This window comes from Kitasatospora viridis (assembly GCF_007829815.1).
In the GTDB taxonomy this organism is placed as follows: Bacteria; Actinomycetota; Actinomycetes; order Streptomycetales; family Streptomycetaceae; genus Kitasatospora; species Kitasatospora viridis.
Map to the genome: position 1 here is coordinate 1389190 of NZ_VIWT01000001.1, position 15582 is coordinate 1404771.

Here is a 15582-nt window from a genome sequence, read left to right on the forward strand (position 1 = left end):
TCACCCCAGCTCGATCGCGAACCGCGGCAGCACCCGTCCCGGGATCGAAGCCGAGGGGCTCTCGCCGTCCGGCCGGGCGCCCATCGCCGCGTAGAACCCGACGGCGTACGGGTCGGCGTCCAGCGACAGCCGTTCGAAGCCCTCGGCGCGGGCCAGCTCCAGCAGCGCGCGGTACAGCCGGCCGCCGACGCCGGTGCCGATCGCCGCCGGGTCGACGAAGAGCATGTCCAACTCGCCCTCGGGCGCGCTGCCGCCGAGCAGGGCGAAGCCCACCGGCACCCCGTCCGCCCGCTCGGCGACCAGCGCGCGGTCGGCCGTCAGTTGCTCGGGGGCGAGGGTGAGCTCGGCGCGGCAGGCGTCCATGAACGCCTGGTCGTAACCCCAGTGCGCCTTGGAGCGCAGCACCAGTTCGGTGAGCCCGGCGGCCTCGGCGGGGCGGGCGGGACGGATCAGCGGGGTGGCCATCCGCCCACGCTCGCACAGCGGCCGGCGCCCCCGCTCCCGGTTTTCCCGGGGGCGGGGGCGCCGGCCGACAGGCTCAGCTGTTGGGCTTGCCCTTGTTGTGGCTCTTGCGGGTGCCGAGCATCACCAGGCCGGCGATGATCGCGAACGCCGCGAGCGGGATGACCACGTAGAGGCCGATGGTCTGCGCGACGGACAGGCCCGGGCCCGGGTCGTCGCCGTCGTCCCTGGTCAGGGCGAAGGCCGGCGACGACATCAGCATCATCAGCGTGGCCGCTGCGGAGACCGCACCGGCGCGCATAGCGTTCCTCTTGTCCACGTTTCCCAAGGTACCGGCCCCTTATCGGGGGGCGCGCGGCGGGGTCGGCCTTCCGGGTCCGGCCAGGGCGGCGGTCAGCTGGCCGGCCACGGCGTGCGGGCCGGGGGCGGCGGCCAGCTGTTCCAGGGTGACCGGGCGCCCGCCCGGGTCGGCCACCGGCAGGCGCCAGTTGGGGTACTGGTCCCAGGTGCCGGGGAGGTTCTGCGGGCGGGGGTCGCCGACCGTGTCGGGCAGCCAGACGCCGAGCAGTTGGGCGGGGGTGGCGAGCAGGAACCGGTAGAGCGCGGCCTGGTCCAGCTCGGCGTCCGCTGGCAGCAGGCCCAGCCGGTGCAGTTCGCTCCGCCAGTCGGCCAGCTCCTCGGCGGCCGCCCGGCGCTCCTCGGCCAGCGGGCGGGCCAGCAGTCCCAGCTGGTGACGCAGGGTCACCTGTTCGCCGTTCAGCCGGGCGGCGGTGCTCGGCAGGTCATGGGTGGTCAGGGTGGCGAGGCAGCCGGTGCGCCAGTGCCGGGGGGCGAGCGGTGCGCCCTTGGCGCCCTCGGCCCCGGTCCAGTCGCGTTCGAACCAGAGCACCGAGGTGCCGAGCACGCCGCGCGCCGTCAGCTCCTCGCGCACGCCGGGTTCGACGGTGCCGAGGTCCTCGCCGATCACCGCGGTGCCGGCCCGGTGCGCCTCCAGGGCGAGCACTCCGAGCATCGCCTCGGCGTCGTAGCGCACGTAGGTGCCCTCGGTGGCGGGCCGGCCCTGCGGGATCCACCAGAGCCGGAACAGCCCCATCACGTGGTCGATCCGCAGCGCGCCGGCGTGCCGGGCGGCGGCCCGCAGCAGTTCGGCGAGCGGCGCGTAGCCGGCGGCGGCCAGCGCGTCGGGCCGCCAGGGCGGCAGGCCCCAGTCCTGGCCGTGCGCGTTGAAGGCGTCCGGCGGGGCGCCGACCGAGATGCCGGTGGCCAGCTGGTCCTGCAGCACCCAGGCGTCGGCCCCGCCGGGGTGCACGCCGACCGCCAGGTCCTGGACCAGGCCGATCGCCATCCCGGCGTCGGTGGCGGCCCGCTGGGCCCGGCCGAGCTGCTCGTCGAGCTGCCAGGCGAGCCAGCGGTGGAACTCCACCCGGTCGGTCAGTTCGGCCCGGGCGGCGGCCACCTGGGGGTTGCCGGGGCGGCGCAGGCCGGCCGGCCAGTGCGGCCAGTCGGGGCCGTGCCGTTCGGCCAGCGCGCACCAGGTGGCGTACTGCTCCAGCCAGTCGCCCTCGCGCCGGGCGAAGGCCCGGTAGGCGGCCTCCCGGCCGGGGCCGCGCGGGACGGCGTGCAGCAGTTCCAGGGCCTCGCGCTTGAGCGCCCAGACCGCGTCGCGGTCGATCAGCCCGTCGTGCTCCAGCACCTCGGCGCGCAGCCGGACGGCCTGCCGGGCCAGTTCGTCCAGTGCCGCCCGGTCGGCGGGGGCGGCGAGGGCGAACTCGGGCACGGCCTCGATCCGCAGGTGCACCGGGTCGGCGAACCGCCGGGTGGAGGGGCGGTACGGGGAGGGGTCGGAGGGCGTCCCGGGCAGCGCCGCGTGCAGCGGGTTGAGCTGGACGAAGTCGGCGCCGAGCGCGGCGCCGGACCACTGGGCGAGTTCGGCCAGGTCGCCGAGGTCGCCCATGCCCCAGGAGCGCCCGGAGAGCACCGAGTAGAGCTGGGCCAGGAAGCCCCAGCCGCGCCCGGACAGCGCGGCCAGCCGCTCGGGCGCGACCACCAGGGCGGCGGTCTCGGTGCGGTCGGCGAGTTCCAGGCGCAGCCGGTGGCGGCCGAGTGGCAGGTCGTCAGGGAGCCAGTGGGACCGGCCGGGTGTCAGCCGCCACTCGCCGCCGTCCTCCAGCTCCACGGTCAGCCGGGCGGCGGGCGCGACGTCCAGCGCGGTGCGCCGGCCGGCCCGGACCACCAGGCAGGGTGGCAGCAGCCGGGCGGCGCGGGCGGCCCGGTGCTCGGCGAGCGAGCGCTCCACGGCCCCGGGCGTGCCCGCGTCCACCCCGAGGGCGGCGAGCACGGCGATCAGGGTGGCGGCGCCGACCCGGACCGGTTCGCCGTCGCCCGGGTCGTAGGCGGTGTCGACGCCGTGGCAGTGCGCCAGGGCGGCGAGCCCGGGGCTCGGCGCGTCCGGTGAGTCCGGATCGGCACCACCCCCGCCCGATCCTGAGGCTTCGTCATGGTGCTCGTCGGAACGGTCGAGGTATGCGGCCAACGCGGTCTCCTGCCGGGACTCGGGATGGACGGGGTCGGGCTCCTACTCCTACCCGGGGCACCCGGTCCGCACCCGCCGCGGCGCGCCGCCGAATGCACACAACTCCCCCACGGACAAAGTCGGATGAAACGGTCATCACAGCAGGTCACGTTGACAGTGACGCGCCCAGCTGGTGGGCTGTGGCCGCGAGTCCGCCCCGATCGGCGGGGGGCCCACGGGAGGACTCGCGAACCCCTCACCACACTCCCCCGATCCGGCCGACTGTCCCCGGCCGTCAGGAGGCCCCGTGCAGACGCGTGTGTCGGCAGCCGCCGGGAGGCGGTTGCGGCAGCAGCTCGAAGCAAGTCCCGCGCTGCGCGAGGTCCTGCACCATCCCGCCGTCGAAGTCACCAGAAGGGCCACCGCCCGCACCGCCCGGCTGGTCGCGCCGCGCGCCGCGGACCGGCTGATCGCCGACCTCAAGGGCACCGAGCCGCTGCTCGACGAGGTGCGCGCCGAGCGCCTGGGCGCGCCGGAGCCGACCGGACCCACCGTCAGCGGCACCGGCAGCGCCACCGCCCTGTCCCCGCGCCGGGCCGGGCTGCGGATGGCCGCCACGCTCTCCGCCGCCGCCGTGATCGGCTCGCTGGTCGCCACCGTGCCGACCGCCGCGGTGGCCGCGCCCGCGCCCGCCGCCAGCGCCGAGCAGTTGCCGCCCGGCGCCCGCACCCCCCTGGGTTCGCTGACGGACCCGCAGATCTACCCCCGGCCGCAGCGGTTGCGGGCCGGCGGCAAGCCGGTCACCGTGCCCGCCGAGGTCACCCTGGTGATCGGCGCGAACCCGGACGCGGCCGCGCTCGACGCCGTCCGCCAGGTGCTCCTGGAGGCCGGCGCGACCAGCATCGTCACCCCCGAGAACCCGACCCCCGCGCCCGGCGCGCTGCTGGTCTACGTCGGCGCCCCCGGCCCGGGCGGCCGGCCCGACCCGGTCGCCGCCAAGCCGCTGCAGGCGCTCGGCGCCGACAGCCCGGCCGGACTCCCGGACGGCGGCTACGTGCTGGCGACCGGTCAGCTGCCGGTGGCCGGCGGCAGCTACGGCGCCGTGGTGCTCTCCGGCGTGGACGCCACCGGCGCCTTCTACGCCGCGCAGAGCCTGCGCCAGCTGCTCTCGACGGTGCCCGCGGGGGCGGGGCAGGCGGTGGCCGGGCAAGCCGCGGCCGGCTACGGCTTCCCGGGCGTGACGGTGCGTGACTGGCCGAGCGGCGCCCCCGTGCGCGGCACCGCGGAGTCCTTCTACGGCACGCCCTGGAGCAGCGAACAGCGCCTGGCCATGCTGGACTTCCTCGGCCGCACCAAGCAGAACTTCTTCCTCTACTCCCCCGGCGACGACCCGTACCGGCAGGAGCAGTGGCGCACCCCCTACCCCGACGACCAGCTCGCCGACCTGCGCGCGCTGGCCGATCGGGCCGCCGACAACCACGTGACCCTCGGCTACGCCGTCGCGCCCAGCCAGAACTTCTGCTTCAGCTCCGCCGGCGACGTCGACGCCCTGGTGGCCAAGCTGGACGCGCTGCGCCAGCTCGGCTTCGGCGCCTTCCAACTGCAGTTCGACGACGTCAGCTACGACGAGTGGCACTGCTCCGCCGACCGGAGCACCTTCGGCAAGGGCCCGGCCGCCGCCGCCAAGGCCCAGGCCCGGCTGGCCGCCGCCGTGCAGACCCGGCTGATCGACGCGCACCCGGAGCTGGCCGCGCTCTCGGTGGTGCCCACCGAGTTCCACCAGCAGGGCGCCACGCCCTACCGGACCGCGCTGGCCGCCGCGCTGCCCAAGTCGGTGCAGGTGGCCTGGAGCGGGGTCGGGGTGATCCCGGGCAGCATCACCGCCGCGCAGACCACCCAGACCGGCGCGCTCTTCGGGCACCCGCTGGTCACCATGGACAACTACCCGGTCAACGACTCCACCCCGGACCGGCTCTACCTGGGCCCGTACACCGGCCGCGACCCGGAGGTGGCGGCCCGCTCGGCGGTGCTGCTGACCGCCGGGATGCGCCAGGCCGCCGCCTCCGAGCCGGCCCTGGCCACCGCCGCCGACTACGCCTGGAACCCCACCGGCTACCAGTCCGACGCCTCCTGGCAGCACGCCCTGCGCGACCTGGCCGCCGAGGCCGCCCCGCAGGGGGCCGCCGACGCCGGCCCGGCGCTGGCCGCGATCAGCGCGCTGGCCGGCAACAGCACCTCCTCGCCGCTGTCCAGCACCGAGTCCGGCTACCTGACCCCGCTGATCGCCGCGTTCTGGGCCGCCCTGCAACCGAGCGGCGGCTCGCCCGACCTGACGAAGCTGCAGCAGGCCGCCGACCCGCTGCGGGCCGCCTTCGCCACCATGGCCGGCGCCCCCGACGCGCTGCGCGGCACCGACAGCGGCGCCGGCGCCGGCATCGGCGGCTCCACCCTGCTGGCCGAGACCGGCCCCTGGCTGAACCGGCTGAGCACCTACGGCCGGGCCGGCGAGACCGCGCTGGACATGCTGCTGGCCCAGCACAAGGGCGACGGCCCGGCCGCCTGGCAGGCCCGGGTGACGCTGCGCCAGCTGCGCGACCAGCTGGCCGCGGCCGGCCCGGTGACGGTCGGCGCCGGGGTGCTCGGCCCGTTCCTGGACCGGGCGCTGCAGGCCGCCGACAGCTGGTCCGGGGTGAGCGCGGGCGCCGTCTCGCCGACCACCACGATGGGCAGCGCCAACGGCCACGGCCCGACGCTGATGACCGACGCCTCGCCGGACACCTTCTACTGGAGCTCCGCCCCGCCGCAGCCCGGCGACTCGATCGGCGTGGACCTGGGCGACGGGCGACCGGTCGGCTCGGTGACCGTGGTGATGGGCGGCTCCGACGGCGCCGCGCTGCCCGGCAGCGACGAGGCCGCGGCCGCCGACGACATCCTGGACGACGGGGTGCTGGAGTACTCCACCGGCACCGGCGGCTGGCAGCAGCTGGCCGTCGTGCACCAGCAGCGGACCGTCACCGCCCAGCTGCCGGCCGGCGCGGTGGTCCGGGCGATCCGGCTGCGCGCCACCAAGACCCAGCAGACCGCCGTCGCCGTGCGCGACTTCAAGGTCAGCGCGCCGGACGCCGGCAAGCCGGAGGTCTCCGGCGGGCCGGCCCCGGCCCCCGGCTCCTCGGCCGGCTCGGTGCTGGACGGCGACCCGGACACCGCCTACCGGGCGGCCGCCGCGCCGACCGCGCAGGACGCCCCGATGACCGTGGAACTGGGCTCGGTGCGGCCGCTGGACCGGCTGACCGTGCTGACCGACCCGACCGTGCACGCCACCGCGACCGTCGAACTGCGCCGCCCCGACGGCAGCTGGGCGCAGCTCGGCACCCTGCACCCGGGCTACAACGAGCTGCCGGCCGGCGGCCAGCCGACCGGCGCGGTGCGGCTGACCTGGCAGCCGGGCGGCGACGCGCCGGTGGTCAACCAGATCGTGCCCTGGTACGCGGACACCCCGGTGGCCCGGTTCTCGCTGACCGACCCTCAGCTGGACGTGGTGGCGGGCGCCGCCGCACCGGCCGCCACCCAGGCGGTGGTGGACGCGGTGCGCCCCGACGGCGCGACCGGCGAGGTGCGCGCCGCCGCGCCCGCCGGGGTGGCCGGCATCGCCGTCTCCCCCGCGCCCGCGCAGGGCCAGCCGGGCTCCCCGGTGAGCGTGCCGCGCGGCGGGCGGGCCGGGGTCGCGGTGCAGGTGAGCGCGGCGGCCGGGACCCCGTCGGGGGTCTACCAGGTGCCGGTGGACTACGTCAGCGGGCAGGTGACGCTGCACCAGGTGCTCCAGGTGCACGTGGTGCCGCCGACCGGCGGGCCGGACCTGGCGCCGACCGCGACCGCGAGCTCCTCCGGCGACGAGTCGCCCAAGTTCCCGGCCTCGGCGGTGAACGACGGCGACCCGACCACCCGCTGGTCCTCGCAGCCGGCGGACAACGCCTGGGTGCAGCTGAAGCTGCCGCAGGCGACCCACCTCGGCGAGGCGGTGCTGCACTGGCAGGCCGCCTACGCCGCCTCCTACCAGCTGCAGACCTCGACCGACGGGGTGACCTGGACCACGGTGGCCACGGTGGCCAACGGCCACGGCGGCACCGAGACGGTGCGGTTCGACGCGCCGGGCGCGGTCTACCTGCGGATGCAGGGCGTCAGCCGGGCCACCAAGTACGGGTACTCGCTGTACGGGATCGAGCTGTACGCGGCCACCGACCCGACGCCGGCCGTGCCCGTCCCGCCGGGCGTGCCGCCGGTGGGCGTGCCGGTGCCCACCCCCACCCCGAGCGGGATACCGGGCCCGCTGCCCAGCGCGAGCGCGCCGGCCGCCGGACCGGGCCAGTCGCCGGCGCCCGCGCCGAGCGGTCCGGCCCCGGCCCCGACGGGTGGAGTGCCCGCCCCCTCGGCGGCCCCCTCGCCGAGCCGCTCGGGCGCGGCCCCGGCGGCGGGTCAGTAGCCCGGAACGCGGCGGGCCGGCGGCGCTCCCTCCTGGAGGGGGCGCCGCCGGCCCATGAGGCTACCTGGGTACCGCAACCTTGGCTGGTCAGGCGGTGAGCGGCTCCGGCTCACCGCGGTGGACGGGGCGCGACCTGCCCAGCGGAACGGACGCGCCCGCCTCGCCGGTATGGTCGTGGTGCTCGAAGTCACGGAACTGGTCCGTGCCGCCGTACGGCTCCAGGTAGGGCCGCCAGCGCGGGTCCTTGATCCCGGTTCCGATGATGCGCCAGGCGAGCCCGCTGGGCGGGGCCGGAGGTCGCTTCATCCGCCACCCGAGTTCGGTGAGGTGGCGGTCGGCCTTCACGTGGTTGCAGCGGCGGCAGGCCGCCACCACGTTGTCCCAGCGGTGCTGTCCGCCGCGACTGCGCGGGATCACGTGGTCGACGCTGGTCGCGGCGGCCCCGCAATACACGCAACGCCCGTGGTCACGGGCGAACAGGGCGCGGCGGGTGAGCGGTACTGGTCCGCAGAACGGCACCCGGACGAACCGGGTGAGCCGGACCACGGAGGGCGCCGTAACGGCGCTGGTGGCGCTGTGCATAGTGACACCCGAGTCCTCCAGGCTGACCGCCTTGTGGTTGAGGACGAGGATGAGGGCGCGGCGCATCGATACGACGCCGAGTGGCTCGTAGGACGCGTTGAGGACCAGGACATGCGGCACGGATGCCTCCTTGGACGCCTGCGGCGCGTGGCTCGCGCCGGGACGAGCGGATGACCGCGCATCGCTGCGCGATCACCCCCAGTGTCGCCTTACGAGTTTGTACGGCGCCACCACTACCGGGTAACAGGCGGACGCGGGTTCGCCGACCACCGGTGGTACTGGCTTCTCTATGCCCAGACCTGCACCTCGGCGCACTCGAACGCCCACCCGGGGCGACCCCCTAAGCTGACGTCCGAACGTGTCCGGCCGAAGGGAAGGGTCCACCGTGACCGACGTCACCACCAGCACTCGGGAGGCGGCCGGCTGGCTGGACGCCAACTGGCAGTCCTGGGTCGACGGGATCCTGCGGATCGTCGTCGTGGTGCTGCTCGCGCTGGTGCTGCGCGCGGTGGTGCGCAAACTGATCGACCAGTTGATCCACCGGATGGCCCGGGAGGCCGAGCACTCCGACAGCGAGACCAGCAGCCGGCTGGGCGGGCTGCTGGTGAACACCGAGCGGCGGATGCAGCGCTCGGCGGCGATCGGCTCGGTGCTGCGCAGCGTCGCGTCGTTCAGCATCATGGGCACCGCCTCGCTGATGGTGCTCTCGCAGATAGGCGTGGACCTGGCCCCGCTGCTGGCCAGCGCCGGGGTGGCCGGCGTGGCGCTCGGTTTCGGCGCCCGCAACCTGGTCACCGACTTCCTCTCCGGGGTCTTCATGATCATGGAGGACCAGTACGGCGTCGGGGACGAGATCGACATGGGCGTGGCCACCGGCACCGTGCTGGAGGTCGGCCTGCGGGTCACCAAGCTGCGCGGCGCGGACGGCGAGATCTGGTACATCCGCAACGGCGAGGTGAAGCGGATCGCCAACATGAGCCAGGGCTGGTCGACCGCCACGGTGGACGTGCAGGTCGGCTACCGGGAGGACCTGGACCGGGTGGAGGAGCTGATCCTGGCCACCGCCGAGGCCTTCGCCAAGGAGGCGCCCTGGGACGAACTGCTCTGGGAGCCGGTCTCGGTGCTCGGCGTGGAGTCGGTGACCGCGGACACCGTGGTGGTGCGGGTGCAGGCGAAGACCATGCCGAGCAAGGCCCAGCTGGTCGCCCGGGCGCTGCGCGGACGGTTGAAGGCGGCCTTCGACGGGGCCGGGATCAAGCTGAAGGAGGAGGCCGGGGTGGTGGCCGCCGCCAAGGCCGCGGCCGCCGTCGCCGACGCCCAGGCGCCGTCCTCGCTGGCCGACCCGTCCTCGGCGCGCTCGCTGGCGAGCCGGCCGATCCCGCCGCCCTCGCCGGAGGAGCAGCAGGCCTTCAGCAAGCTGCCCTGACGCGTCGTCCGGCCCCCGGACCCTCCGCAGCCCCGGCTGCCGCACCCGCGGCGGTCGGGGCTCGGTCGTTCCCGGGCCCGCTGACCTGCCGGAAGCATTGACAGTCCAATGATTGTTAGTAAAGTTTCCAATCATCAGCTGTTGGCAGCCACGAGGCCGGACGGAGGAGGATGCGGCACGTGACCGACACCCCCACCCCCGCGCCCCGGCCCGGCACCCCCAGCCGGCTGCGCGCCATCAACGACCGTGCCGCACTGGACCTGCTGCTCGCCCACGGCCCGCTCTCCCGCACCCGGATCGGCGCCCTCACCGGCCTGTCCAAGCCCACCGCCTCCCAGCTGCTGGCCCGGCTGGAGACCGCGGGGCTGGTCGTCCCGGTCGGCACCACGGCCGGCGGCCCCGGCCCGAACGCCCAGCTCTACGAGGTGAACCCGGCCGCCGCGTACGTCGCCGGACTCGACGTGACGACCAGTCAGATCCGCTTCGCGGTCGCCGACGTCACCGGCCGCACGCTGGCCGAGCACCTGCGGCCCACCCCGGGCCGACCGGGCAGCGACCCCGTCGAGGAGGTCGCCGCGGGCCTGGCCCGCACCCTCGAACTGGCCGGCCTGACCCCCGGCGCGCTGACCGGCGTCACCATCGGCACCCCCGGCGCGCTCGACCCGCACAGCCAAGAGCTGCGCTACGCCGCCCACCTGACCGGCTGGCACGGCCCCGACCTGCTCGGCCGGCTGGCCGAGGCCGCGGGCACCCCGGTCGCGATGGAGAACGACGTCAACCTGGCCGCCGTCGCCGAGCAGGCGCTCGGCTCGGCCCGGGGCAGCTCCGACTTCGTGCTGCTCTGGGCCGAGGAGGGCATCGGCGCGGCCATCGTGCTCGGCGGCCGGCTGCACCGCGGCCACACCGGCGGCGCCGGCGAGGTCGGCTACATGCCGGTGCCCGGCGCGCCCCTGGTGCGCCACGTGCGCCGGGAGAACTCCGGCGGCTTCCAGCAACTCGCCGGCGCCGCCGGGGTACTGGCGCTGGCCCGGCAGCACGGGCTGTCCGCCCGCAGCGCCGAGACGGCGATCGGCCGGGCGCTGGACACCCCGGGGCCGGGCGACGCCTTCCTGGCCGAGCTGGCGCACCGGCTGGCCACCGGCCTGGCCGCGATCGTCGCGGTGATCGACCCGGAGCTGGTGGTGCTCTCCGGCGGCATCCCGAACGCCGGCGGCCGGCGGCTGCGCGACCTGGTGCAGGACGAGCTGACCGGTCTGGCGGTGCCCCGGCCCCGCCTGCTCAGCAGCACCGTGCCCGGCTCACCGGTGCTGCACGGCGCGCTCCAGCACGCCCTGGGCACCGCCCGGGAGCAGGTCTTCACCACCGACTAACCCACCCACCCGGAACGACAGGGGTCGACAGCTGATGTCTCTGAAACTCGCCATCGTCGGCGGCGGATCCACCTACACGCCCGAACTGATCGACGGTTTCGCCCGGCTGCGCGACACCCTGCCGATCGGCGAACTGGTGCTGGTCGACCCGGCCGCCGACCGGCTGGAGCTGGTCGGCGGCGTGGCCCGGCGGATCTTCGCCAAGCAGGGCCACCCGGCCACCGTCACGACCACCGGCGACCTGGACGCCGCGGTGGCCGACGCCGACGCGGTGCTGCTCCAGCTGCGGGTGGGCGGGCAGGCGGCACGCAACAAGGACGAGACCTGGCCGCTGGAGTGCGGCTGCGTGGGCCAGGAGACCACCGGCGCGGGCGGGCTGGCCAAGGCGCTGCGCACCGTGCCGGTGGTGCTGGACATCGCCGAGCGGGTCCGCCGGGCCAACCCCGACGCCTGGATCGTGGACTTCACCAACCCGGTGGGCATCGTCACCCGGGCACTGCAGACCGCCGGGCACAAGGCGGTCGGGCTGTGCAACGTGGCGATCGGCTTCCAGCGCAAGTTCGCCGCCCAGCTCGGGGTCGCGCCCGAGCTGGTCCGGCTCGACCACGTCGGCCTGAACCACCTGACCTGGGAGCGCGGCGTCACCCTGCTGGACGCCCCCGGCGCCGCCACCGGGCGCGAGGTGCTGCCCGAGCTGCTGGCCGGCTTCGGCGACGCGATCGCCGCCGACCTGCACCTGCCGCTGCCGCTGGTCCGCCGGCTCGGCGTGGTCCCCTCCTACTACCTGCGCTACTACTACCAGCACGACGCCGTGGTGGCCGAGCTGCGCGAACAGGGCTCCCGGGCCGCCCAGGTGGCCGAGATCGAGCGGCAGCTGCTGGAGCTGTACGCGGACCCGGCCCTGGACACCAAGCCGGAGCTGCTGGCCAAGCGCGGCGGCGCGTTCTACTCGGAGGCCGCCGTTCAGCTGATCGGCGCGCTGCTCGGCACCGCCGGCGGCTCCGACGTGCAGGTGGTCAACACCCGCAACGACGGCATCCTGCCGTTCCTGCCGGACGACGCGGTGATCGAGGTGCCCGCCACCGTGGACGCCGCCGGCGTGCGCCCGCTGCCGCAGCGCCCGGTCGAGCCGCTCTTCGCCGGGCTGATCGCGCACGTGACGGCCTACGAGCAGCTGGCCCTGGAGGCCGCGCTCAAGGGCGGCCGGGACCGGGTGCTCGACGCGCTGCTGGCCCACCCGCTGGTCGGCCAGGTCGAGCTCGCGGACCGGCTCGCGGACTCGCTGCTCGCCCACAACAAGCAGCACCTGAGCTGGGCCTGACCGACCGCCATGAACGAACACCTGAACGGCGTGCTCGCCATCGACGCGGGCAACAGCAAGACCGACGTGGCGCTGGTCGCCGCCGACGGCACCCTGCTGGGCACCGCCCGGGGCGGCGGCTTCGCCCCGCAGCGCCACGGGGCCCGGGCGGCGATCGCCGGGCTCGCCCCGCTGGTCGCCGAGTGCGCCGCGGCGGGCGGGCTCCCGGCCGCCGCCGGGCCCGGCGCCCCGCTGGTCGGCCACGTCCAGGCCTGCCTGGCCAACGCCGACCTGCCGGTCGAGGAGGAGGCCCTGGCCGCCGCGCTCGCCGAGCAGGGCTGGGGCCGCACGGTCGCCGTCGCCAACGACACCTTCGGCCTGCTGCGCGCGGGCACCGACTCGCCGCGCGGGGTGGCCGTGGTCTGCGGGGCCGGGATCAACTGCGCCGGCCTGCTGCCGGACGGCCGCACCGCGCGCTTCCCGGCCCTCGGCATGCTCACCGGCGACTGGGGCGGCGGGGGCGGGCTGGCGGCGGAGGCGATGTGGCACGCGGCCCGCGCCGAGGACGGCCGCGGGCCGGCCACCGCGCTGGCCCCCGCCATCGCGGCCCGCTTCGGCCTGCCCTCGGCCACCGCCTTCGCCGAGGCCCTGCACCTGGGCGAGCTGCCGCACCGGCGGCTGCACGAGCTGGTCCCGCTGATCTTCGCCTGCGCCCGCGACGGGGACGCCACCGCCCTCGCCCTGATCGAGCGTCAGGCCGCCGAGGTCGCCGTGCTCGCCGAGGTCGCCCTGCGCCGCCTCGACCTGCTGGACCAGCCCACCCCGCTGGTCCTCGGCGGCGGCGTGCTGGCCGCCCGCGAGCCGCTGCTGCTCGACGCCCTGTACGAGCGGCTGCGCACCACCGCCCCGCGGGCCCTGCCCCGGATCGTCACCGCACCCCCGGTGCTCGGCGCCGCACTGCTCGGCCTCGACCGGTTGGGCGCCCCGGCGGCGGCGCACCGGGCCCTGCGCGCCGCCTTCGAGGGCCCCGCCCTGGTGCCGGCCGCCTGAGCCCGGCCGACGGCCCGTCAGTCCTGCTCGTCCTGGCCGCTGCTCAGGCAGAGCGCCCAGACGTCGGAGTAGGTGTTCGGCGACGGCGAGCCGCCCGCGTGGATGTCGGCGGTCCAGCTGGTGGGCGCGGCGGCGCCGTCGGGGGACGGGGTGCCGGTGGCCGAGCCGGGGTAGCTGCCGATCAGGTGGGTGCCGCCGGAGCCGGCCTTGGTGAAGTCGGTGGTGGTGACGCCGCCACCGCTGGCGGCGGCACCGCCGCTGATCAGCCGGCCCCTGCGGCGGCGGTCGCCGGTGGCGCTGTCGCAGCCGACGGTCACCGCCTGGCTGGTGCTGGCGACGGTCGGGCCGGGCAGTTCGCGGAAGTGCACGGTGGTGGTGAGGCCGCGGGGGTTGACGTGCTCGCCGGTGCAGATCGCGTAGGCGTAGGTGGTGTTGCCGCTGTCCCGGCCGCCGCCGATGCCGCCGACGGCGGTCCACGAGTCCGGGTCGGTCTCCCCGTCCGCGGCGGCCTTGCGGCCGAAGTCGTGCGCGGCGTCGGCGAAGCTCGGGAAGCCGGCGATCGGCTTGAGGCTGCCGACGCTGGCGGGGGTGGTCCGGGCGCCGCCGCCGAGCAGCCGGGTGCCGGCCGGGCAGGTCGCCACGACGGTCACGGCGGTCTGGCCGATGCTGGGCCCGGCGGCCTTGTTCATCACCACCAGGGTGTGCCGGATCCGCTCGCTGGACAGGCAGATCGCGTAGGGCGTGGTGGACATGACGGTGTTGGAGTTGCTGCCGCTGCCGCCGAACGCCATCCAGTGCCGGACGTCGGTGCCGACCACGCCGGTCGCCCCGGTGAACTCGGTGCTGCCGTCGGCGCTGGGCGCGGTGCCCATCACGTGGTTGCCGTTGCCCGAGCGGTCGTCGCCGGTGGTCTGGTCGACCCCGCCGCCGCTGACCAGGCCCCGCCGGCACTCGGCCTGGGCGGAGACGCCGGTGAACGGGGTAGCCGGGCCCATGGTGGGTCCGGGCGTCGCCACCCGCACGGTCGCGCCGTCGGCGTACGCGGCCTGCGGGGCCGCCAGCACCAGCAGGGCGGCCGGGACCAGCAGCTTCAGCAGCGCGGACCGCCGCGGGATCGGGTTCTTCATCGTTCGGCCTTTCGGTTGCCGGTGGTTCAGACGCCGTCGTTGGCGCACAGCGCCCAGGCGTCGGTGTGGTTGCCGCTGGACGCCATGCCGCCGGTGTGGGCGGCGGCGGTCCAGGAGGCCGCGGTGGTGGTCCCGTCGGCCACCGGGTTGCCGCCGGAGTCGCTGGGGAAGCTGCCGTTGAGGTGGTCGCCGGCCGAGCCCGGGCCGGTGAAGTCGGTGCCGGTCACGCCGCCGCCGTCGATCGCGGCGCCCCCGCTGACCAGCGCGCCGTCCGCGCCGCCGCAACTCGCCGTCGCGGTCTGGCCGGTGCTGCCGCTGGTCGGGCCGCTCACCTCGCTGTTGCGGACCGTCACGGTGACGCCGCTGACGTTGATGCCGCTGCCGCTGCAGATCGCGTAGGCGTAGGTCTCGTTGCTCGCGTCGGTGCTGTTGTCCCAGCCGACCGCGGACCAGGAGTCGGGGTTGGTCTCGCCGTCCGCGGCGGCCTTGCGGCCGTAGTCGTGCGCGGCGTTGTCGAAGGTCGGGAAGCTCGCGATCGCCTTGAAGTTGCCGGTGTTGCCGGGGCTGACCAGGGCTCCGCCGCCGAGCAGCACGCTGCCCGAGGGGCAGCTCGCCGTCACCAGGCCGACCGTCGAGGCGGTGGTGGGGGTGTTGGCCTTGTTCATCACCACCTGGGTGTGGTCGATCAGGCTGCTGGTCAGGCACATCGCGTACGGGGTGGTGGAGAAGGCGGAGTTGAGCTGGCCGCCGGTGCCGCCCTTGGCGATCCAGTGGGCCGGGTCGGTGGCGACCACCCCGGCCGTGCCGGTGAACTCGGTGGAGCCGTCCGAGCTGGGCTCGCTGCCCAGCACGTGGTTGCCGTTCACCCCGCTCCCGGTGCCGATGGCCTGGTCGATCCCGCCGCCGGAGACCAGGCCGCTCGCGCACTGCGCGTCGGTCGAGAGCGAGGAGTCGACGGCGCTCGGGCCGAGCGTCGCCCCGGGGGTCTTCACCGTGACGGCCACCGAGTTGGCGTAGGCCGCCCCGGGCGCCGCCAGCACCAGCAGGGCGCCGGTGAGCAGCGCCGTCCCGACCGTGGTCCGCTTCGTCCGGTGGTGCCGCAAGGTCGTCGCTTCCATCGCACTCTCCGCTGTGGTGGGCTGCTCGGGCGGAGACGATTGAAGCGCCGTCAGATCGGCGCCGGCGACCGGTGCGGAGCACAACGCGGACGGCCACCAGCTGGGCGATCAGCCAACCGGGTTGCCGATCCGCCTGCGTTCCGGAGGAGTTGACG

At 75.9% G+C, this 15582-nt stretch carries 11 protein-coding genes; 5 read left to right on the forward strand and 6 right to left on the reverse strand.

Features of this window, described 5'->3' with window-relative positions; translation table 11 throughout:
* The 3 genes from FHX73_RS06245 to malQ all read right to left on the reverse strand — a co-directional run bounded on the left by FHX73_RS06245 (position 1) and on the right by malQ (position 2995).
* Entirely contained in the window at positions 1-465 is a 465-nt protein-coding gene (locus FHX73_RS06245) for a GNAT family N-acetyltransferase (protein ID WP_145903973.1), read from the reverse strand.
* A 73-nt stretch (positions 466-538) separates the two neighbouring features.
* Positions 539-763 (reverse strand): hypothetical protein, encoded by a 225-nt coding sequence (locus FHX73_RS06250; protein ID WP_484140834.1) that lies wholly within the window; start codon positions 761-763, stop codon positions 539-541.
* Positions 764-802: 39 nt separating this feature from the next.
* Positions 803-2995: a 4-alpha-glucanotransferase gene (malQ, locus tag FHX73_RS06255; protein ID WP_145903977.1), complete on the reverse strand. Its 2193-nt coding sequence runs from the start codon at positions 2993-2995 to the stop codon at positions 803-805.
* Between the two features lie 286 nt (positions 2996-3281).
* Here malQ and FHX73_RS06260 point away from each other — a divergent pair, with 286 nt between their 5' ends.
* Positions 3282-7454 carry a glycoside hydrolase family 84 protein gene (locus FHX73_RS06260; protein WP_281292652.1) on the forward strand — a complete coding sequence of 1391 codons (4173 nt, stop codon included), beginning with the start codon at positions 3282-3284 and terminating at the stop codon, positions 7452-7454.
* Between the two features lie 87 nt (positions 7455-7541).
* Here the strand turns inward: FHX73_RS06260 and FHX73_RS06265 are convergent, their stop codons facing one another.
* The gene (locus FHX73_RS06265) at positions 7542-8156 is read right to left on the reverse strand and encodes an HNH endonuclease (protein WP_145903978.1); all 615 of its coding nucleotides are present in this window, start codon (positions 8154-8156) and stop codon (positions 7542-7544) included.
* A 265-nt stretch (positions 8157-8421) separates the two neighbouring features.
* On the opposite strand from FHX73_RS06265, the gene FHX73_RS06270 reads away from it, so the two are divergent.
* From FHX73_RS06270 to FHX73_RS06285, 4 genes are all read left to right on the forward strand, one after another.
* Entirely contained in the window at positions 8422-9462 is a 1041-nt protein-coding gene (locus tag FHX73_RS06270; RefSeq protein WP_246213379.1) for a mechanosensitive ion channel family protein, read from the forward strand.
* 179 nt (positions 9463-9641) lie between these two features.
* Complete coding sequence (locus tag FHX73_RS06275; protein ID WP_246213380.1) at positions 9642-10832, forward strand: ROK family transcriptional regulator; 1191 nt, start codon at positions 9642-9644, stop codon at positions 10830-10832.
* Between the two features lie 40 nt (positions 10833-10872).
* Positions 10873-12153 (forward strand): 6-phospho-beta-glucosidase, encoded by a 1281-nt coding sequence (locus FHX73_RS06280; protein WP_145908104.1) that lies wholly within the window; start codon positions 10873-10875, stop codon positions 12151-12153.
* Positions 12154-12162: 9 nt separating this feature from the next.
* A complete protein-coding gene (locus tag FHX73_RS06285; protein ID WP_145903983.1) occupies positions 12163-13182 on the forward strand; it encodes an N-acetylglucosamine kinase in 1020 nt (339 codons plus the stop codon).
* A gap of 17 nt (positions 13183-13199) precedes the next feature.
* On the opposite strand, the gene FHX73_RS06290 is transcribed toward FHX73_RS06285, so the two are convergent.
* Positions 13200-14309: a hypothetical protein gene (locus FHX73_RS06290; protein WP_145903985.1), complete on the reverse strand. Its 1110-nt coding sequence runs from the start codon at positions 14307-14309 to the stop codon at positions 13200-13202.
* A gap of 26 nt (positions 14310-14335) precedes the next feature.
* Positions 14336-15427: a hypothetical protein gene (locus FHX73_RS06295; protein ID WP_246213381.1), complete on the reverse strand. Its 1092-nt coding sequence runs from the start codon at positions 15425-15427 to the stop codon at positions 14336-14338.
* Positions 15428-15582: the final 155 nt, after the last annotated feature.

Excerpts from the sequence above, each read along its gene's own strand:
- FHX73_RS06245 (WP_145903973.1), bottom strand. The coding sequence starts at position 465 with ATGGCCACCCCGCTGATCCGTCCCGCCCGCCCCGCCGAGGCCGCCGGG.
- FHX73_RS06250 (WP_484140834.1), bottom strand. The coding sequence starts at position 763 with ATGCGCGCCGGTGCGGTCTCCGCAGCGGCCACGCTGATGATGCTGATG.
- FHX73_RS06285 (WP_145903983.1), top strand. The coding sequence starts at position 12,163 with ATGAACGAACACCTGAACGGCGTGCTCGCCATCGACGCGGGCAACAGC.
- FHX73_RS06290 (WP_145903985.1), bottom strand. The coding sequence starts at position 14,309 with ATGAAGAACCCGATCCCGCGGCGGTCCGCGCTGCTGAAGCTGCTGGTC.
- FHX73_RS06295 (WP_246213381.1), bottom strand. The coding sequence starts at position 15,427 with ATGGAAGCGACGACCTTGCGGCACCACCGGACGAAGCGGACCACGGTC.